The organism is Ensifer oleiphilus, assembly GCF_013371465.1.
Lineage (GTDB): Bacteria > Pseudomonadota > Alphaproteobacteria > Rhizobiales > Rhizobiaceae > Ensifer > Ensifer oleiphilus.
In genome coordinates, this window is record NZ_JABWDU010000008.1 from 169,818 (window position 1) to 193,446 (window position 23,629).

Annotated in this window: 20 protein-coding genes; 12 read left to right on the top strand and 8 right to left on the bottom strand. The window is 62.6% G+C overall.

From position 1 onward, the window contains the following. Nucleotides 1-213: 213 nt before the first annotated feature. From HT585_RS25465 to HT585_RS25480, 4 genes are all read right to left on the bottom strand, one after another. A complete protein-coding gene (locus HT585_RS25465; protein WP_176355695.1) occupies nucleotides 214-798 on the bottom strand; it encodes a DUF922 domain-containing Zn-dependent protease in 585 nt (194 codons plus the stop codon). Nucleotides 799-1,054: 256 nt separating this feature from the next. Continuing rightward, nucleotides 1,055-4,207: an efflux RND transporter permease subunit gene (locus HT585_RS25470; protein ID WP_176355592.1), complete on the bottom strand. Its 3,153-nt coding sequence runs from the start codon at nucleotides 4,205-4,207 to the stop codon at nucleotides 1,055-1,057. A 26-nt stretch (nucleotides 4,208-4,233) separates the two neighbouring features. After that, entirely contained in the window at nucleotides 4,234-5,391 is a 1,158-nt protein-coding gene (locus tag HT585_RS25475) for an efflux RND transporter periplasmic adaptor subunit (protein ID WP_176355593.1), read from the bottom strand. 56 nt (nucleotides 5,392-5,447) lie between these two features. After that, on the bottom strand, nucleotides 5,448-6,053 hold the full coding sequence (locus tag HT585_RS25480) for a TetR/AcrR family transcriptional regulator (protein ID WP_176355594.1): 606 nt from the start codon (nucleotides 6,051-6,053) through the stop codon (nucleotides 5,448-5,450). A gap of 223 nt (nucleotides 6,054-6,276) precedes the next feature. On the opposite strand from HT585_RS25480, the gene HT585_RS25485 reads away from it, so the two are divergent. After that, complete coding sequence (locus tag HT585_RS25485; RefSeq protein WP_176355595.1) at nucleotides 6,277-7,245, top strand: DUF808 domain-containing protein; 969 nt, start codon at nucleotides 6,277-6,279, stop codon at nucleotides 7,243-7,245. Nucleotides 7,246-7,344: 99 nt separating this feature from the next. Here HT585_RS25485 and HT585_RS25490 read toward each other — a convergent pair whose 3' ends face one another. Next, the gene (locus HT585_RS25490) at nucleotides 7,345-8,106 is read right to left on the bottom strand and encodes a L,D-transpeptidase (protein WP_425513787.1); all 762 of its coding nucleotides are present in this window, start codon (nucleotides 8,104-8,106) and stop codon (nucleotides 7,345-7,347) included. Nucleotides 8,107-8,217: 111 nt separating this feature from the next. On the opposite strand from HT585_RS25490, the gene HT585_RS25495 reads away from it, so the two are divergent. From HT585_RS25495 to HT585_RS25520, 6 genes are all read left to right on the top strand, one after another. After that, the gene (locus HT585_RS25495; RefSeq protein ID WP_176355596.1) at nucleotides 8,218-8,880 is read left to right on the top strand and encodes a response regulator; all 663 of its coding nucleotides are present in this window, start codon (nucleotides 8,218-8,220) and stop codon (nucleotides 8,878-8,880) included. After that, on the top strand, nucleotides 8,880-10,235 hold the full coding sequence (locus HT585_RS25500) for an ATP-binding protein (protein ID WP_176355597.1): 1,356 nt from the start codon (nucleotides 8,880-8,882) through the stop codon (nucleotides 10,233-10,235). The genes HT585_RS25495 and HT585_RS25500 overlap by 1 nt, the downstream gene beginning before the upstream one ends. A 216-nt stretch (nucleotides 10,236-10,451) precedes the next feature. Next, complete coding sequence (locus HT585_RS25505) at nucleotides 10,452-11,231, top strand: helix-turn-helix transcriptional regulator (protein ID WP_176355598.1); 780 nt, start codon at nucleotides 10,452-10,454, stop codon at nucleotides 11,229-11,231. A gap of 94 nt (nucleotides 11,232-11,325) precedes the next feature. After that, nucleotides 11,326-11,721 carry a VOC family protein gene (locus tag HT585_RS25510; protein WP_176355599.1) on the top strand — a complete coding sequence of 132 codons (396 nt, stop codon included), beginning with the start codon at nucleotides 11,326-11,328 and terminating at the stop codon, nucleotides 11,719-11,721. Between the two features lie 53 nt (nucleotides 11,722-11,774). Continuing rightward, nucleotides 11,775-12,167 carry a VOC family protein gene (locus tag HT585_RS25515; protein WP_176355600.1) on the top strand — a complete coding sequence of 131 codons (393 nt, stop codon included), beginning with the start codon at nucleotides 11,775-11,777 and terminating at the stop codon, nucleotides 12,165-12,167. 7 nt (nucleotides 12,168-12,174) lie between these two features. Then, nucleotides 12,175-12,528, top strand: coding sequence for a DUF1801 domain-containing protein (locus HT585_RS25520; RefSeq protein WP_176355601.1), 354 nt, complete (start codon nucleotides 12,175-12,177; stop codon nucleotides 12,526-12,528). Between the two features lie 18 nt (nucleotides 12,529-12,546). Here the strand turns inward: HT585_RS25520 and HT585_RS25525 are convergent, their stop codons facing one another. Continuing rightward, on the bottom strand, nucleotides 12,547-13,506 hold the full coding sequence (locus tag HT585_RS25525) for a LysR family transcriptional regulator (RefSeq protein ID WP_176355602.1): 960 nt from the start codon (nucleotides 13,504-13,506) through the stop codon (nucleotides 12,547-12,549). 108 nt (nucleotides 13,507-13,614) lie between these two features. Between HT585_RS25525 and HT585_RS25530 the strand changes: the two genes are divergently transcribed. The 3 genes from HT585_RS25530 (at nucleotide 13,615) to ade (ending at nucleotide 18,742) form a co-directional block, all read left to right on the top strand. Continuing rightward, on the top strand, nucleotides 13,615-15,417 hold the full coding sequence (locus HT585_RS25530; RefSeq protein WP_176355603.1) for an adenine deaminase C-terminal domain-containing protein: 1,803 nt from the start codon (nucleotides 13,615-13,617) through the stop codon (nucleotides 15,415-15,417). A 59-nt stretch (nucleotides 15,418-15,476) separates the two neighbouring features. Further along, nucleotides 15,477-16,880 carry an NCS2 family permease gene (locus HT585_RS25535; RefSeq protein WP_176355604.1) on the top strand — a complete coding sequence of 468 codons (1,404 nt, stop codon included), beginning with the start codon at nucleotides 15,477-15,479 and terminating at the stop codon, nucleotides 16,878-16,880. Between the two features lie 71 nt (nucleotides 16,881-16,951). Next, complete coding sequence (ade, locus tag HT585_RS25540) at nucleotides 16,952-18,742, top strand: adenine deaminase (RefSeq protein ID WP_176355605.1); 1,791 nt, start codon at nucleotides 16,952-16,954, stop codon at nucleotides 18,740-18,742. Nucleotides 18,743-18,819: 77 nt separating this feature from the next. Here ade and HT585_RS25545 read toward each other — a convergent pair whose 3' ends face one another. Then, nucleotides 18,820-19,953: a serine hydrolase domain-containing protein gene (locus tag HT585_RS25545; protein WP_246707937.1), complete on the bottom strand. Its 1,134-nt coding sequence runs from the start codon at nucleotides 19,951-19,953 to the stop codon at nucleotides 18,820-18,822. A gap of 196 nt (nucleotides 19,954-20,149) precedes the next feature. Beyond that, entirely contained in the window at nucleotides 20,150-21,280 is a 1,131-nt protein-coding gene (locus tag HT585_RS25550) for an NAD(P)/FAD-dependent oxidoreductase (protein ID WP_343214086.1), read from the bottom strand. A 377-nt stretch (nucleotides 21,281-21,657) separates the two neighbouring features. Here HT585_RS25550 and HT585_RS25555 point away from each other — a divergent pair, with 377 nt between their 5' ends. Together HT585_RS25555 and HT585_RS25560 are read left to right on the top strand one after the other, a co-directional pair. Beyond that, nucleotides 21,658-22,656, top strand: coding sequence for an SLAC1 anion channel family protein (locus tag HT585_RS25555; RefSeq protein WP_176355607.1), 999 nt, complete (start codon nucleotides 21,658-21,660; stop codon nucleotides 22,654-22,656). After that, nucleotides 22,656-23,624: a GlxA family transcriptional regulator gene (locus HT585_RS25560; protein ID WP_176355608.1), complete on the top strand. Its 969-nt coding sequence runs from the start codon at nucleotides 22,656-22,658 to the stop codon at nucleotides 23,622-23,624. The genes HT585_RS25555 and HT585_RS25560 overlap by 1 nt, the downstream gene beginning before the upstream one ends. Nucleotides 23,625-23,629: the final 5 nt, after the last annotated feature.

Below are 23,629 nucleotides of genomic sequence, written 5' to 3' on the forward strand. Positions count from 1 at the left end.
CACGAGAACCACGGCAGGCGCACCCGTTGACCACCGCCTGCTGACGGCGAATGCGAACGGCTGACATGTCACCTGTGCCCGGCAATGCTGCCGGCATGGGACGACATGTGGTTATCACCTTGCGCCTTTGCGGATGGCTTGTTTCAGCGCTTCTGTTGGCGATCAAATCGCCACGCCGATTGAACCGGAAATGCGAGGACAAGCATGCGCCTCTCAGCGGCTTCCGGTACCATTGACGAGAGCGAGGATCAGCCGGTGGATGTTGCCGCCGTCGCTCAGTTCGACCCGATCGAACTCCCGGCTTCTCTGACGCTGGGCAACAGATAGCTCTCCCAGACGTCTTGTCAGCTCCGTCCTGATTTTGCGGCAGTTGGGGTCAGCGTCTACCGAGAGCCCCACCGACGTACTCTCGATCGCCTTCACTAAATCCTTGATGAAGTCGCCGTGCACCAGTTCGTGGCTGCGAACGCCTGAGATGAAGGTTTCCCAATTCTGCGCCATGGCGCCCTGCAGCGGCTTTGACGGCTTGGGCAGCGTATAGGTGATGATGAGCTTCGGCTTTGCCGACACGAGCGTGCAGGCGTTGTTGCGTTGCGGCTCGTATTTCCTGGTCCAGGTCAGCTTGAAATCGGTGTGCGCGATGGCACGAACCAGCCCACCAACCTTTGGCCCACGCTCGCCGATCGACGCGTAAAGTTCAGCTCCGGTCTGACCCGAAATAGCATAGGTGTGGGTCTTTTCCACCGCCTGCCATTCCGCATGCGCCATCGACGGCACCCAGAGTTTGCAGACCATCATGCTGCAGAAGAGAACGCTTGGCTTCACCCGAATCCCCTGAAAGTCACCTGAACGCCGGCGACCCTACTGCATAATGCCCTGAGGAGCATCGGTTTGTGGCGAAAGCAGCGGCACCTTTTCACGGTCCCCCGCCCACCTCCGCCAACCACTCCTTCCGGGGCCGCCGCCGAGCTCGCAAGTAGCCATGACGGCGCCCCTTTCATGCAATCGTCCTTATCGCCTCCCGCCGGTATCGGATATCTGCCCGCCGGCTCAGCTATTCGGCTGCAACGGCTGGGGGATAGATGATCGCCGCTGCCGGTTCGGCATCGTCCGCTTCAATGGTTTCCGGCTCGGTTTCCTGCCGCTTCGGCTCTCGGCCGAAGAACAGCGCGTAGCCGGCCGGCAGCACCAGGATCGTCAGAACGGTGGCGACAAGGATGCCGCCCATCATCGCATAGGCCAAAGGCCCCCAGAAGACACCGCGCGAGATCGGGATCAGCGCCAGAACCGCGGTCAGCGCCGTCAGCATGATCGGACGGAACCGGCGCACGGCCGAGCCGATGATGGCTTCGGAGCGATCCATGCCAGCGGCAATGTCCTGGTCGATCTGGTCCACCAGGATGATCGAGTTGCGCATGATGATGCCGAGCAGCGCGATAACGCCGAGGATCGCGACGAAACCGAAGGGCGCCCCGCTGATCAACAGTGCTGCGGCAGCCCCGATAATCCCGAGCGGACCGGTTGCCAGAACCAGCATAGCCTTGCCGAAATGCTGGAGCTGGACCATCAGCAACACGACGATGACCGCCAGCATGATCGGCGCTTTGGCGGCGATCGAGCCCTGGCTTTCGGCCGCGTCTTCCGCCCCACCCTGGATGCTGACGCTATAGCCGGGGGCGAGGCTATCGCGCAGCGTCTGCATCTCGCCATACATCTTCAACGCCACGTCATTCGGCTGAACACCATCGGGCAAGGTGCCGCGAACGGTGATCGTCGGCAGGCGATCCCTGCGCCATTCGATGCCCTGCTCAAGCACGGGCACCACCTTGGCGACCTGCGAGAGCGGAACGAAGCTGCCGAAATCGGTCGGGATATAGATCGATTCCACCGATGACAGCAGCGCGCGGGTCGCATCTGGCTCGCGGGCGACGATCGAGACGGTTTCTTCGCCATCGCGGAAATTTTCGAGCGGCACCCCGGACATGGTCGCCTGCAGCATCTGCCGGACGCGTTGCGAGGTGACGCCGAGCGCGCGGGCGCGATCCTGGTCGATCACCAGCTTCATCGCCGTCACCGGCTCCAGCCAATCGTCATGCACCGCACCGAGTTGCGGGTTTTCCGCGAACTTCGCCTTCACCTGGTCGGCGATGCGGCGCACCTCCTGGCGATCCGGTCCCATGATGCGCATCTGCACAGGCCAGCCGGTCGGCGGGCCGAGGAAGAGACGATCGACCTTGGAGCGGATCGAGGGAAAATCCTCCGCAAGGATCTTGCGCAGTTTGACGATCAGCCGTTCGCGCGCCGGCTCGTCGTTGGCCATGATGAGAAGCTGGGCGAAGTTCGGATTGCGCAGCTGCTGGTCGAGCGGCAGGAAGAACCGCGGCGCACCTTCGCCGATGTAGGTCGCGATGAAACGCTTGTCCGCATCGTCCATCATCCGGGCTTCGAGCTCTTTTGCCTCACTCTCGACTTGCTTGATGCTGGTGCCTTCCGGCAGCCAGAGATCGACGAGGATTTCCGGGCGGGAGGACTGCGGGAAGAAGTTCTTCGGAATGAACTGGAACGCCCACAGGCTGACGAAGAAGGCGACGAGCGTCATCGACAGCACGATGACGCGGTGATGCACCGCCCAGGACACCGTCGAGCGCAGGCGGCGATAGAAGCGGGTATCGAAGACATCGTGATGGCCGCCGGCATGGGCGCGCTGCTTCAGGATCATGTTGCCGAGCCAGGGCGTGAAATAGACGGCGACGAACCACGACACCACCAGAGCGATACCGACCACATAAAACAGCGAGCGTACATATTCGCCCGCCGTCGAGGCGGCAAAGCCGACCGGAATGAACCCGGCGGTGGTGATGAGCGTGCCCGTCAGCATCGGGAAAGCCGTCGAGGTATAAGCAAAGCTGGCGGCCTCGACCTTGACGAGCCCTTCCTCCAGCTTGCGTTCCATCATCTCGACGACAATCATGGCGTCGTCGACCAGAAGCCCGAGCGCGATGATCAGCGCGCCAAGCGATATGCGCTGCAGGTCGATGCCAAGTTCGTACATGATGGCAAAAGTGGCAGCCAGCACCAGCGGGATGGTGATGGCGATCACCAGGCCCGAGCGCCAGCCGATCGACAGGAACGAAACGACGAGCACGATCACCAGCGCCTCGCCGAGCGCCTTCATGAATTCGCCAACGGCTTCGGTGACCACTTCCGGCTGGTTGGAGATCTGATCGACAACGACACCATAGGGCAGAGACGCCTCAAAACGCTTGTAGGTCTCCTCGACGGCGGCGCCGACATCGGTGACCTTGAAGCCCTTGGCCATCACCACGCCGATCTGCACGCTGTCCTGTCCGTTGAAACGGAACTTGCGCGAGTAGGGATCCTCCAGCCCTGAGGAGACTGTGGCGATATCGCCGAGACGGGTGACCTCCCCGCCGGCCCGCAGACTCAGGTTTCTGAGATCCTCGACCTTGTCGAGGCCACCCTCGACGGAAATGCGCACCGAGCGCGAGCTGGTGTCGACCGAACCTGCCGGATCGACATTGTTCTGACCGGCGATGGTGTTTCTGAGATCGTTGAGCGTCAGCCCACGCGCGGCCAGCACGTTCGAGGAGACGTCGATGTAGATCTTCTCGGGCTGGTCACCGAGAATGACCGCCTTCTCGACGCCGGGCGTCGTCAAGAGCATGTCGCGCGCCTGGATCGCGAACTTCTTCAGTTCGGGATAGCTGTAACCGTCGCCGCTCAGCGAATTGAGAGTTATGAAGGTGTCGCCGAACTCGTCGTTGAAATAGGGCCCAAGCAGCCCTTCCGGCAACTCGTTGGCGATATCGCCGACTTTCTTGCGGACCTGATAGAACGCGTCGGCCACCTCTTGGGCATTGGTGTCGCCCTCGACCTGCAGCGTGATGATCGCGCTTCCGGCGCGCGTGTAGGAGCGGACGAAATCAAGATGCGGGGTCTCCTGCAGCTTGCGCTCGATCTTGTTGACGACCTGGTCCTCCATCTCCTGAATCGAGGCGCCCGGCCAGAAAGCCTGCACCACCATGACGCGGAAGGTGAAGTCGGGGTCCTCCTTCTGACCCATGCGCATCAGACCGAGCGCACCGGTGATGATGATCAGGCCGAACAGGAACCGCGCGATGCTGGGATGGGCGATCGCCCAGCGCGAAAGATTGAAAGGCCGCTTTTCTTCGGTGGACTGGGACATCGGCATCATTCCGCGGTTGGGTTGGTTCAGCGCACGATTTCGGCGGCTGCAGTCTTGTCGGCGGCAGCAGACTGGCGGTCGACATCGCCCGAAATCGCGACCTTGAGGTTTTCGGTCATGAACTGCGTGCCGGCGGCCACCACCAGGTCGCCGTGCTTCAGCCCGTCGACCACGCGCACGCCCTCACCGGTAAAGTCGGCAACGGTGATCATCCGGCTCTTCACGGTCTGGCTGTCGCGATCGACAACCCATACCGTTGTCCCGCCGTCCTTTTGTGCCAGAGCGCTCAGGGGCACCGAGATGCGGCGTTCGGCGTTGTCAGCCGACGCCAGGATCGTTGCGGTCATGCCAAGCAGGACGCGGGGATCGTTGGGCAGGCTGACGCGCACCGCAAAGGTTCGCGACGGCTGTTCGGCACTGCCGGCCACCTCGCGCACCTTGCCATCGAGCATCAGTCCCTGATCCGACCAGAAGCCGGCCTTGACCGCCATGCCCGGCTTGAAATTGGCAACATCGACCTCCGGGACGGCGATCAGCACTTCCTTTTCGCCATCGACGGCGACGGTGGCGACAGGGGTGCCGGAGCCGACGACCTGACCGACATCGGCGGAGATTGCCGCGACGATGCCGCCGCGGTCGGCCACCAGCTGGGTGTAGGTCACCTGGTTTTTCGCCTGCGAGAGCGCCGAGCTTGCGGCGTCGCGCGTGGCAACCGCCTGGTTATGGCCGAGTGTCGCCTGATCCAGTTGTGCCTTGGAGGCGACTTTCCTGGCAAAGAGCTGTTCGGCGCGCGCGCGCACCAATGCAGTCGTCTCGACCTGACGCTCGGCGGCCTCGAGGTTTGCGGCCGCACTCTTGACCGATAGCTCATAGTCCGTCGCGTCAATGCGGGCGAGCGGATCACCTGATTTCACCCGATCGCCGACATTGACCAGCCGCTCGGTGATCTTGCCGTTGACGCGAAAGCCGAGATTCATCTCCGTACGAGCGCGCACAATGCCGGAGTAGCTCATCTGACGTGCTTGGCCGACATCGCCGATTTCGACCACCTTGACCGGACGCACGACCGGCTTGGCTTCCTCGGCTTCCTCGGAGCAGGCTGCAAGCACGAGAGAGATCGCGGCAAGAAAGACGATCCTTCCGCTCCGTGCGAAGCGAAGACGGGTTTGAACGGGCAAGGGCATTTCCGCACTCCTAGGGTGGCAGCAGCCATACGGCTCACATGAGGGCCGCAGTTTGGTCAGTTTTTCAGGGCCTTGATCGCAAACTCGATCAATTGCTCGGGTGTCGCCCGATTGGCCTTCGAGAGGCATTGCGCCACCATCTGCGGATGACAGAGGGTCACTGTGGCTGCCCCGAAACATCGGGAGGCGATGTCGACGTCCTGCTCGGGGAATTCCCCCGCTTCAATCCCCTCGCGGATCACGTCGGCGAAAAGGGCATGCAGACGGTCGATGTGCATGTCGATCACGTGCCAGTCCCGCTCCATGGCGATCACCACCATTTCATGGACCTTCTGGTCGTCGAGCATGACCTCGACGGTCAGTTGGTACTGTGCGTGCAAATATCGCCGCAAGCGCTCGACGGCGCTTACAGGAAGCCGACAGATCTCGGCCGCCTGCTGGTAGCTCGCATCCAGCAGGCGACCGCAGATCGCTTGATGGATCTCAGCCTTGGAGGCGAAGAAGCGGTAGATGTTGGCCGGCGACATGCCGAGATCGCGGGCGATATCGGCGACATTGGTCTTCGAATAGCCGAAATGTCGAAACAGTCGCTCGGCAGATTCCAGAATCCGAAAAACGTTTTCCTGATGCGCGGCATTCAGCTGGTCGATGCTGTCGTCCATAGAGTTTTGCCTTCGATTTACGACTGACGATTTTCGTATTTCATCAGTCGTAAATCGAAATTCGTCAAACGTCAATGAAGGAGATGCCCTTTTCGCCTCACGAAGTGGTGTTCGAAACCGCAGGTCTTGGCATGTCGTTGACTCGACACGCCACGGTGGTTACTGCCGAAGCCTTGAGGAGCAACCGCTCGAACCGAATTCCAGCACAAAGGCTTAGCGTTCAATGGCTACTGGTCTCATCGCCCTGCTCGACGATATCGCGGCCATCGCCAAAATGGCGGCTGCCTCGCTCGACGACGTCGCCGCGCAGACCGCAAAGGCTGGCGCCAAGGCGGCGGGTGTGGTCATCGACGACGCGGCTGTGACGCCGCGCTACGTCGTCGGCTTGACGCCTGAACGCGAACTGCCGATCATCGGCCGCATTGCGCTCGGCTCGCTGAAGAACAAGCTCCTGTTCCTTTTGCCCGGTGCGCTGCTGCTCGGCTATTTCGCCCCTTGGGCGATCACGCCCCTGTTGATGCTGGGCGGCATCTACCTGTGCTACGAGGGCGCCGAGAAGCTCTATGGGGTCTTCTTTCCGCACGCGGCCCACGAACACGAAACTGCCGTGCTCGGGCACAAGACCGACCCGGTCGCGCTTGAAAACGAGAAGGTCGCCGGCGCCGTGCGCACAGATTTCATCCTGTCGGCGGAGATCATGGCGCTCACCCTGTCAACCGTCGCCGATGCCAGCATCTACATGCAGGGTGCCGTGCTTGCCGCGGTCGGCATTGCCATCACGCTTGCCGTCTATGGCGTCGTCGGCCTGATCGTCAAAGCCGACGATGCCGGCGTCGCGCTGGCCAAAACCTCCGTTTCAGCGCTGCGGGCCATCGGTCGCGGTCTGGTCATCGGCATGCCGGTCTTTCTGAAATTTCTCGCGGCCATCGGCACTGCGGCAATGCTCTGGGTCGGGGGCAGCATTCTCGTCCATGGCCTTGCCCAGATGGGATATGCCGGCCCAGAACATATCATCCACGACATTTCCGAAGTCGTGACCCACGCGGTGGCTTTTGCCCCGGGCCTTGTCGGCTGGATCGCCACGTCCGCGCAACAGGCACTGCTCGCGATCGTCGTCGGTGCCGTGACCATTGCCGTCATGGGCAACATCGTCGGCCCGATCTGGAGCCGCCTGAGACCCGCAAGCCACTGATCGCGCCAGGTGCCAGCGCGTCCAAACTCTGGCCCCGAATGGGCCAGAGACGGTTAAGTTCGCCGGACGGTCGACCGTCGCTGGCGCGCCAAGCCGCAATCAGCTCTTGGCGAGATGCGCTTTCGACGGGTCGGGGATGACGACAATCGGGCTGCCGTCGCGGACCTGATCGTGCAGATAGACCACATCCTGATTGAGCATGCGAATACAGCCGGACGAGACGGCCTTGCCGATCGAGCGCGCTTCGGGGCTCCCATGGATACGGTAAAGCGTATCCTTGCCGTCCTTGTGGATATAGAGCGCCCGTGCGCCGAGCGGGTTCTTCAGGCCCGGCCCCATACCGCCGTTCTTGATGCTGTAGGGTTCGAGCTTCGGCTGCCGCGCCACCATTTCGTCCGGCGGCGTCCAGCGCGGCCACTTGCGTTTGTAAGCGACGACCGCCCGCCCGGACCAGGCGAAACCCTCTCGACCGACGCCGATGCCGTAGCGCATGGCGCGCTGCCCGGGCAGCACGTGGTAGAGATACTTCGCCGGCGTATCGACGATGATCGTGCCGGGGCGCTCCTGCGTCGGATAATCGACTTCCTGGCGCCAGAACTTCGGATCGACCTCGGAGACGTTGACCTCGGGAATGGGAAACGGCTCGTTCGGCATCGCTTGATACATTGCCGGAACGCTGCCCTTGACCGGAGGCGGCGGCTCGACCACCACTGGCTTCGGTGTTGGGCGCGCCGTTGCCGCGCAACCCGACAGCAGGATGGCGGTTGCGCCGACGAAAAGGCTGCGGCGCGTCAGCGTGCCGCCGACGCTCATATGGGTTGTCGCTGACGGCAATGGGTTCGGCTGGTCTTTATCGGACATTCATCGACTCGAAGGGGTTGTTACGATGACCCCCAAAGGAATGCGCTACCTTAAGGCTGCCTTAAGGGACGTGCTAAACAACCCTGGCCGATTATGTCGTGGAGATCTTGAGTGCGGGTACTGATTGTCGAAGACGATGACATTTTGCGGGATGGGCTGAAGGTCGGGCTGGCGCTTGCCGGTTTCACCACCGATGCCGTCGCCACCCGCGAGAGTGCCGAAGCAGCACTTGCGGCAGGCAGCTTCGACGCTGTCGTCCTTGATCTCATGCTGCCTGATGGTTCCGGCACCGACGTCCTGAAAAAGCTGCGCGATGCGCGCAACGACACGCCCGTGCTTTTGCTGACGGCCCGCGACACGGTCGCCGATCGCGTCAGCGGGCTCGACATGGGCGCAGACGACTATCTCGGCAAGCCCTTCGATCTCGATGAGGTGGCCGCACGGCTGCGCGCGCTCGCGCGCCGCTCCGCCGGCCGCTCGACCGCCCTTATCGAATGGGCGACGATCCGGCTTGATCCGGCCCGGCAATCGGTGGAGAAGGCCGGCACCCCGGTGCGGCTTTCGCGCCGGGAATACGCGGTCCTGCATGCGTTGATGTCGCAACCCGGCGCGATCTTTTCCAAGGCGACGCTGGAGGACAAGCTCTACGGCTGGCAGGAAGAGGTCGAAAGCAACGCCGTCGAGGTGCATATCCATCACCTGCGCAACAAGCTCGGCCCCGGCCTGATCGAAACCGTCAGAGGCATCGGCTACCGTCTCGGCGGCGACAGCTGATGCGATCGATCCGCGCCCGCCTCTTCTTCATCCTGCTCGTCACCACCGGGCTCATGTGGTTGTCAGCCACTCTCTGGATCTTCTTCAGCACCCGCGCCGAGGTCGAACAGGTGCTCGACGCCCGGCTGATGGAAGCGGCGAAGATGGTGAGTTCGCTCGTGGTCAACCAGGAAATCGACCCGGACAGGCCGGCGCAGACGAAGGCGAAGATACCGGTGCTCGACCATCCGCATTACGACCGCCAACTCTCCTGCCAGATCTGGTCGCTGGACGGCACACTGATCGGCAAGTCGGAAAGCGCACCGGACACGACCCTGTCGGCGCATGCGACCGGCCTTTCCGAAACGGTGATCAATGGCGAGACATGGCGGGTCTACGCGGTCGAAAACGCCGAGCTTGGTGTGCGCGTGCTCGTCGGCGACAACCTTCGTATTCGCGACAGGCTGGTCAACGACGTCGTAAAGGGCCTGCTCTTTCCGGCCCTCCTGATCATACCGCTGCTTGCGACGCTCATCTGGCTAAGCGTCGGGCGTGGACTGGCGCCGCTCAGAAAGCTGGCAGGCGATCTTTCCGCGCGCGATGCTTCGGACCTGCACCCCATCAAGGAAACAGCGACGCCGAGCGAGATCAGCCCGGTGCTTGGCGCACTCAACGGTCTCTTCGGCCGCGTCGCCGGCGCGCGTCAGCGCGAACAGAATTTTATCGCCTTTGCCGCCCATGAGCTCAGAACGCCGCTTGCCGGGCTGAAGACCCAGGCCCAGGTGGCGCTTGCCAGCAACGATGCCGAAATCCGCGAAAAGGCGCTTGGCCAAATCGTCGCCGGCGTCGACCGAACGGGACGGCTTGTCCGGCAATTGCTCGACATCGCCTCGGTCGAAGCGTCGGTAGCGACGCGAGCAACGGGCGACGTCAATCCGGGCGAGATGCTGATTTCGCTCCGGAACGAACTGCTCGGCCACACCGGCAGCGCGGCCACAGTCGCAATCGATCCCTGCCTCGTCCATCTGCGGGTGAGCATCAATGCGGATCTGCTGCGGCTTGCCGCGCGCAATCTGATGGAAAACGCACTGCATCATTCGCCGGCCGGCGGTGCGATCCATTGCTCGCTGGAAACCGATGAGGGCACCGTGGCGATCACGATCAATGATGACGGCCCCGGCATCCCGGCGGAAGAAATGCCGCACGTCACTGAGCGCTTCTTCCGCGGCCGCTTCAAGGCGGCAATCGGCAGCGGTCTCGGTCTCAGCATCGCCGAACTCGCACTCGATCACGCCGGCGCGACGTTGGAACTGCAAAATCGGGTTACAGGCGGGCTATCCGCCAGGATCGTCCTGCCCGTTGGCCTCATCGCATGAGCTGACGTGACGCCGAATCATTGCAACAGCGCTGGGCCGACGCCATCGCGCCGCGCGACCAGCCAGGTTCAGATACCTTTATATCCACCCTCTTAACGTGTATCGAAGCGCTGCGACCGCGGACGGCTTTCGCCGGGTTCCGGAGCGACGCGGTTGCCCCGCACTCGGCTGGTCACCCGGGCGAGAAGGTGGGAAAACTCTGACTTTGGCTTTCGAATGACGGCATCTCTTCGCTACACCGAACTCCCCGCACTTGCCGACCATGAGAGCGGGTTCGAGGCCGTCTGGGTTTCGACCAGCGATCGCAACGGGACGTACCGTGTCTTGCCGGACGGGCGTTGCGACATCATCCTGCGGTTTGACGCACGGCTGACGCCGCTCAAGGCCATCACGGTTGTGGTGACGGGACCGACGACACGGTTCTACGACGTTGCGCTGGAGCCGGGCATGGGATTTGTCGGTATTCGCATGCGCCCCGGCTTCTTCGAGAGAATTCTTGGATTTGCTCCTGCAACATTGGCTGATGACAACCTTGTTGGCGACGACGCGTTCGCTGCTCTGCCCGTTTTGAAGGACCTCTGCAGCCCAGCCCTCAACCATGCCGAACTGGCCGCACGTCTGACTGCCTTCGTCCGTCAGCGCAGCATTGGCAGCCGCCTCGAGCCCGCACCGATTAGTGCGAGCGTGATCAGCGCCTTCCATGCGGCCGGCGGTCGTCTCCGCGTCGGGGACGTCGCTGCCATGCACAAGATCAGCGAACGCACTGTCCAGCGTATCTTCCTCAAGGCGATCGGTTTGAAGCCGAAGGCTTTTGCGGCCATCCTGCAGTTCCACCGCGCCCTGCGCCTCCTTCGGGACCACCGGCTGAGCCCGACCGAGGCAGCGCTGGAGGCCGGCTACGCCGATCAGGCGCACATGAACCGCGCCTTTCGCCGAATGGGCGGCTTCTCACCGGCCCGTCTCCCCGACGTCACGCTCGTTACACTCGGCGAGTAATGTCCGATTTGTTCAAGATTGCGCCGCCGACAACAGCTATCTAGACCGACGAAAGCGCGCAGTAGACAACACGCGAAACCATGCAGAACAGGACGTGACGGCAACCCTTGGCTATTCCATTCTTTACGTTGCCGATGTGGTGGCGACCGTTTCCTTCTACGAGGCCGCCTTCGGTCTCAAGCGCAAGTTCGTCCACGAAAGCAATCTCTATGCCGAAATGGAGACGGGCCAGACGACGCTTGCCTTTGCCGGCGAAGCGATGGCCGAGATGAACGGCTTTGCCATCCGCGCCAACCGCAGGACCGATCTGGCGGCGGGATTCGAGCTGGTTCTGATCTTCGCCGATCCTCATGAGGCCTATCGCAATGCCGTCGCTGCGGGTGCGAGCCCCTTGAAGCCGCCAGAGGAAAAGCCCTGGGGCCAGATCGTCGGCTATGTCCGCGACATCAATGGCTGCCTGGTCGAGATCGCCTCGGTCATGCCCTCCTGAGCCGTTTGCTGAAATGCAGACGCTTCATGAGCCACGCCGAATTGGAGAAACGAATGCGACCCATGACCGCCTCCCCCTGCATCACCACGCAGCGGATCGACAAAACAAGAGACTTCTACACAAACCACCTCGGCGCAAAGGTTGTCTTTGATTGCGGCTGGTACATCAGTCTTGAATTCGAGGGCGGGCAATCGCTGCAGTTCATGGAGCCGCAGGCGGGGCAGGCTTTGTGCAACCCTGCCGGCCTGACCTACAATTTTTGCGTTTCCGATGTCGACGCGGACTACGCTCAGATCACCGCATCGAGCCTGGAACCGAGTGCTGCGATCGAAGATCATCCGTGGGGCGACCGCGGCTTTGCGATCAAGGATCCGAACGGCATCATCCTTTACATCTATTCCGACCGGGAACCGGCGCCGGAATTCAAGCCGTTTTTCAAGGCGTAAACCAAGCATGATGGAAAAGCGTGTCGAAGCGTTTCTGGCCGATATCCGCGACCGTGGCGATAATCAGTTCGCGATCGTTTCAGCGCTGCGCGAGATCGTGCTGGCATCCGGGTCCGATATTTCGGAAGAGATCAAATATGGCGGCCTGCTGTTTTCGGCCGCGCGGCCGTTCTGCGGCATCTTTCCCTATTCCGCGCATGTCACTCTGGAGTTCAGCGAAGGCGCCGCACTGCCCGACGCCCATCGCGTGCTGATCGGTAAAGGCAAGGGGCGTCGGCACATCAAGATGCAATCCGTCTCCGACATCGCAGAAAAGCAAGTCGCAACCTATGTCGACCTGGCTTTCGACGCCGCCCGCTGATTAGGATGGGGCGGCACGTCAGCGCCCCACCGCGCTCGGCATACTGACCTTCTCGACATAATAACGCGGGATGCCTGTGCGCTCGCGATCGCGATAAAAGTCGATGCAGAATTCGACGAAAGCCTTGAAGCGCTTCGACACGTGCCGCCGGCGCGAATAGATGAGGTTGATCGCCGTTTTCGGCGAGCGCCACTCCGCCAGCACCGGCTGAAGCAATCCCGCCTGTCGCTCCGTTTCCACGAAGAATTCCGGCAGGTAGGCGATCCCCTCACCGGCAACCGCGAAGTATTTGATCGTCCAGTAATCGTTGGTCGTGCAGGTGGCCGTCGGCAGCAGATCGATCTCTGTGTCGCCATCCCTTGTCAGATACCAGGACTGCAGCCGCGTCGGCTGGCGAAAGACGAGGCCGCGGTGACCGGCGAGCTCGTCGGGCGTCGACGGCTGGCCATGCCGGGCAATATAGTCGGCGCTGGCAAACAGGCCGTAGGACGAGACCGAGAGCCGCCGACTGATGTAGTCGACATCAGAAGGCTCGCCCCAGTGGAAAATGCCGTCGAGCGCCTGTTCGGTGACATCGGAGAACGGCTGCCGCGAGCTCAGGAAAACGACGTCGAGATTGACCTGCGGATATTGTTGCCGAAACGCATAGAGCAGTTCGGATGTGATCGTCGTGCCGAACTCGCCGGTCGAGCCGACGCGCAGGGTGCCCGCCACCTCCTGGCGCATCTCGGCCATTGCCGTCGCCGCATCCTCGCAGTTCGACTGGATCAGGCGGGCATAGCGCAGGAACTCGGCGCCAGCGTCGGTCACATGCAGTTGATGCCCCTCGCGCACGAAGAGTTCGATCCCGAACTCATCCTCCAACTGGCGGATCTTGTGGCTGAGGGTCGATTTCGGTAGTCGATGCAGGCGCGAAGCCGCTGAAATCGAACGGGAATCGGCAACTTTTACGAAGCAGTCGAGAAGCGAGAGATCCATGTTTCGTCCAAAATATTGGATGATATGTCCGAGAAATACGCCATTTCGGCCCATTGTACAAACGAAACCAAACTGGGAAACTTCATCAACGCTAAGGGAGTGGTTTCAGTGAGCAATATCAGAGAATTCATCCGGGCAGCCTCCGGCACCGGCAACAAGGCCACATTGGCGGTCCGCGGCGGCCGGCTGGTCAACGTCGTTTCAGAAGAGATCTATCAGGCCGATGTCGCGATCTATGGCGAGCGGATCATCGCCGTCGGCGACATCTCCGACTATGTCGGGCCGGAGACGAAGATCATCGACGCCACCGGCAAATACCTCGTCCCCGGGATGATCGACGGCCATCTGCATGTCGAATGCTCGAAGATGTCGCTGACGAGCTTTGCCAAGGCGGTCGTTCCGCTCGGTACCACGTCGATCGTCACCGGCCTCGACCAGATCATCGTCGTCGGCGGGCCGGCGGCTGCGCGCGAATTCCTCGACGAGGCCAGGGATACGCCGCTCAAGGTGTTCTGGGGCGCGCCGTGCAAGACCCCCTACACCATGCCGCGCTCGACCGTCGGCCATTACTTCAGCCCGGCCGATCACCAGGCGACCCACCACTGGCCGGAATGCGTCGGCATCTGGGAAACCGTGCGCGAATTCATCCAGGAGGAAGACCCCGACGTGCTGGCAGCACTGGAACTGGCGGAAAAGAGCCGGCTGCCGGTGCTCGGTTGCTGCCCGATGACGCGCGGCGCACGGCTGAACGGCTACCAACAGTCGGGCGTACGCGCCGACCACGAAAGCTATTCGCCGGAGGAAATGCTGGAGAAGCTCCGGGCCGGCATGCACGTCGTCGTGCGCGAATCCTCGATCTCCCACTTCCTCTCCGACAATCTGCGCATCGTCACAGAGATGGGCGTGAAGGCCCTGCGCCGCATCAGCTTCTGCACCGACGACGTCGTTGCCAGCGATATTCTGAAGCGCGGCCACCTCGACAACATGGTGCGCATGGCGATCGCCATGGGCATCTCGCCGATGGCGGCCATCCAGATGGCGACGATCAACGGCGCCGATGCCCTTCGCATCGACGACAAGGTCGGCTCGATTTCGCCGGGCCGCGCCGCGGACATCCTGCTCGTCAACGATCTGCGCGAGTTTCGCATCGACGCGGTCATCGCCAAGGGTGAGGAAGTCGCGCGTGACGGCCGCATGGCAGTCGACCTGGTGCCGCCGCCGCGCAGCGCCGAGCTGCTTACCTCGATGAAGGTCGCACCGCTCGAACTCGATGATTTGAAGCTGCGCTATGACGGCCAAGGCGACAGCGCTGCAGCGATGGCGATTGCCGTGACCCCCGAAAAGATCTTCGTGCGCACGCGCCGCGACGTCACCCTGCCGGTCAAGGACGGCTGCGTGCTCGCCGACCCGGCACAGGACATCCAGTATGTCACCGTGGTCGAGCGCTACGGCAAGACGAAGAACCGCCCGGTTGCCTTCACCTCAGGCTTCGGACTGCGCGAAGGTGCTATCGCCAGCTCGACCGCGCCCGACGACAACAACATCATCTGCATCGGCGCAAACCCGGAAGACATGCAGGTCGCCATCAACCACCTGATTGCCAACCACGGCGGCCAGGTCGTGGTCAGGGACGGCAAGGTCGTCTCCTTCCTGCATCTGCCGATCGGCGGCATCGTCTCCGATATCGAGCCATCGGAGATGGCGGCGCTGGAAGACGAGCTGGATGACGCAGCGCGAGCGCTCGGCTGCACCCTGCCCTGGCCGTTCATGTACATGTTCGTGCTTCAAATCACGGCGATCCCGGAATATGCCATCACCGATCTCGGGGTCGTCGATTGCGTCCAGCTGAAAGTCATCTCGCCGCTTCGTGGGAACGGTGGCGAGGGCGAACGCGCCGCAGCAGCGGAGTAAAGCCTTGGAAGGGGCCGGCATCGCCGGCCCCTTCCTCACTTCAAAAAAAGGGGAACAAAATGAACTACCAACCCAAGGCCGTGGAGCCGGTCTCTGGCAAGGCCCAAGCCTCCTGGCTCGCAAACTTGCTCGACCGCTACTTCCAGATTTCCAAATTCGGCTCGACCATCCGCACCGAAATCCTCGCCGGACTGACCACCTTCCTAGCCGCCTCCTATGTGATCGTCGTCAACCCATCGATCCTGTCCCATGCCGGCATTCCGTTTTCGGCGGGCGTCACGGCGACCGTGCTCGTCAGCTTCATCGGCAGTTGCGCCATGGGGCTTTATGCCCGAAGCCCGATCCTGGTCGCGCCGGGCATGGGCATCAATGCGCTCTTTGCCTACACGATGGTCGTCGGCGCAAACGTGCCGCTCGAAATTGCGCTCGGCTGCGTCTTCTGGGCCGGCGTGCTCTTCACCGTCATGGCCTTCTTCAACCTGCGCCAGACGATCATCGAGGCGATCCCGGTCGATCTGCGCTATGGCATTGCCTGCGGCATCGGCCTGTTCATCGCGCTGATCGGCTTTGAAAACGCCAAGTTCATCGTCGCCAATCCCGACACCATCGTCGGGCTGACGACGTTCAACCCGGTCACCCTCACCTTCATCGCCGGCTTTATCCTCACCGTCGCGCTCGTCGTGCGCAGGGTGCCGGGCGCCATGATGGCCGGCATGATCCTAACCACCATCCTCTCGATCCCGATCGGCCGCTGGTGGGGTGACGGCAGCGCGTTTTCGCCGGAGACGCCTGATGTGCATACGCTGGTCAACTGGAGCGGCTTTTCCGCGGCACCCGACTTCAGCTTCGTCGGCCAGATCGATCTTGTCGGCGCCCTGAGCCTAATCTACGTGCCGTTCATCTTCGTCTTCCTGTTCACCAACTTCATCGAGGCGCTTTCGACCTTCCTCGGCCTGGCCGAAGCGGCCGACCTCAAGGACGAACAGGGACTGCCGCGCAACATCAAGCAGTCCATGCATGTCGACGCCGTCGCCGCCTTGATCTCGGCACCGCTCGGCACCAGCCCCGCCACCGTCTACCTGGAATCGGGCGCCGGCATCGCCCAGGGTGGTCGAACCGGGCTCGTCGCCCTCGTCGCCGGGCTGCTGTTCGTGCCGTTCCTGTTCCTGTCGCCGCTCCTGTCGCTGGTGCCGGCCGTTGCCACCGCGCCGGTGCTGATCCTCACCGGCCTCTTCATGTCCGAGCCTATGAGCAAGATCCGTTGGACCGACCTAGACGAGGCGATCCCTGCCTTCCTCGCCATCGTGCTGATCCCGCTGACGTTCTCGATCACGCTCGGGCTGTCGCTGGCCATCATCGCCTATGTGCTGATCAAGCTGGTCTGCGGCCGGGCGGGTGATGTAAAGCCGGTCATGTGGTTCGTCGCCCTGCTTGCGGCAGCGCTCGTCGCTCAGACCCAGTAACGCCTCTCGGCGCCCTTTTTCTCCAGACGGAAAAAGGGCGCCGGCATCGTCTCCATTCGAAGGAACCTGTCATGCTTCAATCCTGGTCGAGGACCGCACCCGAGCTTGTCGACGTCGCCATGGGCCGGACGCCTGCCGACCTCGTGATCCGCAACGGCAAATGGGTCAACGTCTATTCCGGCGAGATCATTCCGCACACCGACATCGCCGTCAAAGCCGGTCGCTTCGCCTATGTCGGCGCCGACGCCAGCCATACGATCGGCGAAGGCACGAAGGTGGTCGATGCTGGCGGCCGCTATCTCGTGCCGGGGCTCTGCGACGCGCATATGCATGTCGAAAGCGGCCTCGTCACCGTCACCGAATTTGCCCGCGCCGTCATCCCGCACGGCACGACGACGATGTTCATCGACCCGCACGAGATCGCCAACGTGCTGGGCCTTGCCGGCGTCAAGCTGATGAACGACGAGGCGCAGAGCCTGCCGATCAACGTCTATGTCCAGGTGCCGAGTTGTGTGCCGAGCGCGCCCGGGCTCGAAACCGCCGGCGCCGAGCTTTCGGCCAAGGATGTGGCCGAAGCCCTGAGCTGGCCGAATATCATCGGCCTCGGCGAGATGATGAACTTCCCCGGTGTCGCCTTCAATGATGCGAAGATGGTGGCCGAGATCGCGGCCACCCAGGACGCGGGGCTGACTGTCGGCGGACACTACGCCTCGCCGCATCTCGGTCGCGAGTTTCACGCTTACGCCGCCGGCGGCCCGGCCGACGACCATGAGGGAACGACCGTCGAGGATGCAATCGCCCGCGTCCGCCAAGGCATGCGCGCCATGCTTCGGCTCGGTTCCGCCTGGTTCGATGTTGCAGCCCAGGTCAAGGCGATCACCGAGGCTGGCGTCGATCCGCGCAACTTCCTGCTCTGCACCGACGACAGCCACTCCGGCACGCTCGTGCATGACGGCCACATGAACCGTGTGGTGCGCCACGCCATCGCGCAAGGGCTGAAGCCGATCACCGCCATCCAGATGGCGACACTCAACACCGCCCAGCACTTCGGCGTCGAGCGCGAACTCGGCTCGATCGCGCCCGGAAGGCGCGCCGACTTGATCATCACATCGGACCTTGCAGCCCTGCCGATCGAGATGGTGTTTGCGCGCGGTGAATTGCTGGCGGATTCCGGCGCTTTGGTGCGCGACATCCCGCCCTTCATCTATCCCGCGAGTGCCCGCGATACGGTACATCTCGGCAAGACGCTGAAAACAGGCGACTTCGACATCGGCCTCAACTCCACCGAAAATCGCGCGCGCGTCCGGGTGATCGGCGTCGTCGAAAACCAGGCGCCGACGCGGGCGCTCGAGGCAGAGCTTTCGGCCGCAGGCGGCATCATCGAGATGGACCGTGCAAACGATGTCTGCCAGATCGCATTGGTGGAGCGCCATCGCGGCACCGGCGACGTCGTCAACGCCTTTGTTTCGGGCTTCGGCTACGACAGCGACTGCGCCGTTGCCAGCACCGTTGCCCATGACAGCCACCACATGATCGTCGTCGGCACCAACAAGGCAGACATGGCCAAGGCCGCCAACCGCCTGCACGAAGTCGGTGGCGGCATCGTCGTGATCAAGGACGGCGAGGAGCTTGCCCTGGTCGAGCTGCCGGTCGCAGGGTTGATGTCGGACCAGCGCGCCGAGATCGTGGCCGACAAGGCCGCGGCACTGGTCGAGGCGATGCGCGTCTGCGGCTGCCGCCTGAACAATGCCTACATGCAGCACTCGCTGCTGGCGCTCGTCGTCATCCCCGAACTGCGCATCTCCGACAAGGGCCTGATCGACGTCAGGACCTTCGAAAAGGTCGACGTCGTCATTTCGTAAACCTGCCCAAAGCAATCGACCGCCCTTATGGGGCGGTCGATATCTGATTTCGGCAGCGTCAGGGGATGTACGGCAGCCTAGCCGTCCAGGATGATGCCGATTGCCCGATCGAGCACCTGGTGCAGACCGCTCGCGTAGAAGGACATCCGGTAGCCCGAACCGACATTGCTGGTCATCGCGATCGTCAGGCCCGAATTCGGCTCGTGCTGCATGACGGTGACGTAGCCGGGAATGCTGCCCTGATGGCCATAGACGAGCCGATCCGCGTAGCTGCTCTGAAACAGCCCCGCCCCGGTCTCGCGCATCCGCGTGCCGGGAAAGCTGACGCTGACGCGGCTTTCGCTCATCTCCCGGAATATGTCGTCCGTCAACAATTGGCCGCCAAAGAGCGCGCGCATGAAGGCGACCATGTCGCTGGGCGTCGAAACCATGTCTCCACAGGCATAGGCGGCCGTGAACGGGAAGGAATCCGAGGAATCCTGCAGCGCGTCGGAATAGGGAAGCACGCCGTCCATGCGCCACATCTCGGCACCGGCCGCGATACCCGCCCCTGCTGCCGCCACAGGCGGCGGCCGGTGGTAGTAGCCGCGCACCATGCGTTCCCCAGGGAAGCTTTCGGTCGCGGGCGACCAGGTGTTTTCGAGCCCGAGCGGCTCGAGCACCTGTTGACGGACATAGGCGCCGAGCGACTGACCGGTGACCGCTTCGATCAGCATGCCGGCCAGCACGTAGCCGGTGTTGTTATAGACGGCCGGGCCGCCGGGCGCAGTCTGTCCGCCGACCTGAAAGGCGAGATCCACGAGTTCCGCCGGCGTCCAGATGCGATCCGGCGTCATCGGGATGTCGTACTCGAATTCCGGCAGCCCACCGCGATGGTTGACGAGTTGACGCACGGAAATCGTCGACGCCCCCGGCAGATCCGGAAACCAGCGCGAGATCGGGCTCCCAAGATCGACCGCACCGCTTTCGGCCAGCCGCATCAGGGCGGCAACGATGAACGTCTTCGTGCAACTGCCGATCTTGAACAGTTGTGTCGGCGAAACCGAAATGCCCCGCGCCCGATCGGAAAGCCCCGACGTCAAGGTCACGGTTTCGCCATCGCTCTTCGAGAAGGCCAGGGAAACCCCGACTGCACCCTCGTTGGTGTAGCCTCCAAGCAGTCGGCTCAGGTCAGCAAGCCTGGCGCTGTCACTGACTGTCATCTCGTCCATTCTACTTACTCCGTGATATCGACGTTGGCGAAATTCTGGCGGCCAAGGGCGTCGAGCGGGATTGCCGATGCGGCGCGGTGCGCGGCATCAGCCGGGCGGACGTCAGAGCAAACGCTCCTGCTCGCCCTGGTGTCGATGCCGCCGCGGGTGTCTCCTCACCGCATCGGCGACGTTTCTGGTCTCCTAATCTGCCTAGTCATTGCCCGACCGTGGAAAGCGTTGATGTGTGGGCCGCCTCGAGAAATCGACCGGGCGCCAGCGCGTCGAACACGACGCCGAGGGCAGCGATATCCTCAGGCATCGCGGCATCGCGAAGCAGCACAGAGGCGATCCGCGCGAGCGTGAGCGAAACTTGAAAACCATAACCGCCCTGACCGCCGAGCCAGAAAAACCCGGGAAGGCGCGGGTCGAAGCCGACGACAGGGGTGCGGTCCGGCGCGAAAGTGCGCAATCCGGCCCACGGCCTTTGCGGGCGACCTATGTGAAGGTCCGTCGCCTGCTCGATCCGGTCGACGGCAGTCGCAACGTCGATATCCTCAGGGTAGGCATCGCAGGGCGGCGTGTCCGTTTCGTCGGCCAGCGAGCCGATCAGCTTTCCGGCATCCGGCTTGAAGTAGAAACGCTCATGCAGGTCGACGGCCAAAGGCCATCGGCGCGCGTCGAGCCCCGGAGGCGGATCGAACATAAAGGCAGTGCGTCGCTTGGGCGCAAAGCCGAGCCCGGCCAGCCCCGCCCGCTCACCGATCACATCGACCCAGGCGCCGGCCGCGTTGACGACCATGTCGGCCTCATGGGAGCCAGCCGTGGTCACCACCTGAAAGCGGCCGGACGTGCGGGAAATCTCCAGCACTTCCTCTCCGGAGAGGACAGTTCCGCCACGTGTCTTCAACGACGCGGCACAGGCATACACCATCTTGCCGGTGTCGATATCGAGAGCACCGGGCTCATAGACGCCGCCGCAGGTCGTGTCGGTGCGGATGACCGGAATGAGGGCATTGACTTCCTCTCCCGAAATTCGGCGAACGCTCGGCACCAGCGCCCGGTACTTCTGCGCCAGTTCGTCGACGATCTCATCGTCATCGCGACCGCCGAAATGCACCGCGCCACGCACATGCTCGGCAAAGCCGCCATCGACGATGGCTGGTCGGCTGGCAACAGACAGCGCCCGCACGATCGCGTTGCCGTAGGTCTCGGTAAACAAAGCCGCTGAGCGACCGCTCGAATGATAGCCGAGATGGGCCTCGCGCTCGATCAGCGTCACCGATGCCCATTGCTGGACGGCAGCGGCGACCGAAAGCCCGGCGATACCGCCGCCAATGACAATCACTTTGGGAGAAGAGGATCCTGAACGCATAGGTGTTGGTAAAATCATTTTCTGATACGGTCAATATTTAGCGTATCGGAAAATTATTCGCACTTGTTGCGGGACGGCCCGCGAGGGCGCGGCAGACGTGCTGCACACCTGCTCGGGCGTCGACCCCACATTGGAAAGACGCTGCTCAACATCACCGAGCGCCGGGGCGGACCGGCCAGTTGCGCTCGGCGCTTCCTCCCTTTCCGTGCAGACATTGGCCGGAGAGCCCCGCATTCAGTTCGTGGCCGATTTGATGCGCAATCCGTCCTAAATCATCCTATAAGCACTATTCATGCCAAAACAGGTTTCCCTTATATTCTCCGGTAACGACACCCGAAGCGGAGAATGTCATGTCGAACACCGGAATACTCGACGACGCCCCGGTCACGCCCGCACGCCGTCACACGATTGCCAACCTGCCGATCAATCTCTTTGCCTCGGTCATGGGACTAACGGGCCTCAGCCTGGCTTGGCGCGAAGCCGTGAAAGTCATCGCCATTCCCGCCATTCCCGGAGAACTCATCGGCTGGTTCGCCGCAGTCACCTTCATCATGCTCGCCATCGGCTACGCCACGAAATGGGCTCGCCACCCCGATGTGGTTGCCACGGAATTCCACCATCCCGTCCAAGGCAACTTTTTCGCCACCGTCGCCGTCGGACTGTTGCTTCTGTCGGCTTTCTTCGACCGCTATAGCGCGGCAGTCAGCCAGGCCGTCTGGATCATCGGGCTCATCCTGACCTTTGCGCTCGCCTATCTGGTTGCCACGCGGTTTCTGATCTTACGTGAGAACGCCGAACACACGCTGCCACCACTGCTAATCCCGGGGGTTGCCACGCTCGACATCGCCGTAACCGGCAAGGCCATGCCCTTTGCCTGGGCCCATGAGATCAACCTGTTCGCCTTCGCCGTCGGCAGCGTCATCGCCGGCATCTTCGTCACTCTGATCTTTGCCCGGTTACGGCACCACGATCCCCTGCCGCTGGCTGCCCGGCCGTCGATGATGGTGCTCGTCGCTCCGTTTGCCGTCGGCTTCCTCGCCTATACCAATCTCACCGGCGCCGTGGACATGCTGGCCAGTGTGCTCTTCTATTTCGCCTTCTTCCTGATGCTGGTGTTGTCACCGATCGTGTTTCGTAGCCATGTTCCCTTCAGCGTCGCCTGGTGGGCTATCAGTTTTCCGCTCGCAGCCTTCTCGATCGCCTTTTTCCGCTATGCCGACGCCGCCGGAACGGAATTGCTTCGCGCCCTCGCCATCGCCATGTTCGCCTTTCTCACGGGGGCTATCGGTGTTGTTTTCGCGAGGACAGTGATCGAGGTTTTGTCGGGGAAGCTGTTTCGGGTGCCATGATGTCAAAGATCAATGTTGCGATTCTGGCGATGCCGGGCGTCCAGCTCTTGGATGTCGTCGGGCCATCGGATGTCTTTGCGGAGGCGAACCGCCAGAGCGGCACCGACTTCTATTCGGTGGCCGTCGTTGGGCTGGACGAACACCCGATCCGCGGTACGTCGGGCGTTCGGCTGTTGCCGGACCGCACGATCGACTGTTCACCCGATGATTTTCACACCCTGCTTGTCGCCGGTGATCCACTGATCCAGACACGCCCGATCCCCGAACGGGTACTCGCTTGGGTGAAGGCTGCATCGGAGGGGCCGGAGCGGCTTGGCTCCGTCTGCTCCGGTGCGTTTGTCCTCGGCGAAGCCGGACTGCTGAACGGGCGCCGGGCGACGACGCACTGGTCGCAGGCAGCCGAGTTTGCCCGGCGGTTTCCCGACGTGAAGCTGGAGCCCAACCGCATCTTTACCCGTGACGGCAACATCTGGACCTCAGCCGGAGTGACGGCTGGCATCGATCTCGCGCTTGCCATCGTCGAAAAGGATCTTGGCCCTGATATCGCACTGAAAGTGGCGCGCGAGCTCGTGGTCTTTCTCAAGAGGCCCGGCGGACAGTCGCAGTTCAGCACCCATTTGGCGACGCAGATCGCCCAGCGCACGCCGATCCGGTCCGCCCAGGAATACATCGCCGACAATCTGGCGGCCGACCTGTCGGTGGCATCGGTAGCAAGGCGGGCCGGCATGAGCGCACGCAACTTTGCCCGGCAGTTCAAGCAGGAAGTGGGCATCACGCCCGGCGACTACGTGGAATCGATGCGACTGGAGGCGGGCCGGCGCCTGGCCGAGGAAACTGAAACGCCGATGAAGAAGATCGCCCGCGATCTTGGTTTCAACGACGACGTGGCGTTCCGCCGAGCGTTCGCCCGCAAGTACGGCGTGTCGCCCGTCGCCTACCGCAGATCCTTCGGCGGCGGTATGGGGTGAGAAAA

Bases quoted from the DNA above. Each gene is read 5' to 3' on its own strand.
- HT585_RS25465 (WP_176355695.1), bottom strand. From the start codon at position 798: ATGATGGTCTGCAAACTCTGGGTGCCGTCGATGGCGCATGCGGAATGG.
- HT585_RS25470 (WP_176355592.1), bottom strand. From the start codon at position 4,207: ATGTCCCAGTCCACCGAAGAAAAGCGGCCTTTCAATCTTTCGCGCTGG.
- HT585_RS25475 (WP_176355593.1), bottom strand. From the start codon at position 5,391: ATGCCCTTGCCCGTTCAAACCCGTCTTCGCTTCGCACGGAGCGGAAGG.
- HT585_RS25480 (WP_176355594.1), bottom strand. From the start codon at position 6,053: ATGGACGACAGCATCGACCAGCTGAATGCCGCGCATCAGGAAAACGTT.
- HT585_RS25485 (WP_176355595.1), top strand. From the start codon at position 6,277: ATGGCTACTGGTCTCATCGCCCTGCTCGACGATATCGCGGCCATCGCC.
- HT585_RS25490 (WP_425513787.1), bottom strand. From the start codon at position 8,106: ATGTCCGATAAAGACCAGCCGAACCCATTGCCGTCAGCGACAACCCAT.
- HT585_RS25500 (WP_176355597.1), top strand. From the start codon at position 8,880: ATGCGATCGATCCGCGCCCGCCTCTTCTTCATCCTGCTCGTCACCACC.
- HT585_RS25505 (WP_176355598.1), top strand. From the start codon at position 10,452: ATGACGGCATCTCTTCGCTACACCGAACTCCCCGCACTTGCCGACCAT.
- HT585_RS25515 (WP_176355600.1), top strand. From the start codon at position 11,775: ATGCGACCCATGACCGCCTCCCCCTGCATCACCACGCAGCGGATCGAC.
- HT585_RS25520 (WP_176355601.1), top strand. From the start codon at position 12,175: ATGATGGAAAAGCGTGTCGAAGCGTTTCTGGCCGATATCCGCGACCGT.
- HT585_RS25525 (WP_176355602.1), bottom strand. From the start codon at position 13,506: ATGGATCTCTCGCTTCTCGACTGCTTCGTAAAAGTTGCCGATTCCCGT.
- HT585_RS25535 (WP_176355604.1), top strand. From the start codon at position 15,477: ATGAACTACCAACCCAAGGCCGTGGAGCCGGTCTCTGGCAAGGCCCAA.
- ade (WP_176355605.1), top strand. From the start codon at position 16,952: ATGCTTCAATCCTGGTCGAGGACCGCACCCGAGCTTGTCGACGTCGCC.
- HT585_RS25545 (WP_246707937.1), bottom strand. From the start codon at position 19,953: ATGGACGAGATGACAGTCAGTGACAGCGCCAGGCTTGCTGACCTGAGC.
- HT585_RS25555 (WP_176355607.1), top strand. From the start codon at position 21,658: ATGTCGAACACCGGAATACTCGACGACGCCCCGGTCACGCCCGCACGC.
- HT585_RS25560 (WP_176355608.1), top strand. From the start codon at position 22,656: ATGTCAAAGATCAATGTTGCGATTCTGGCGATGCCGGGCGTCCAGCTC.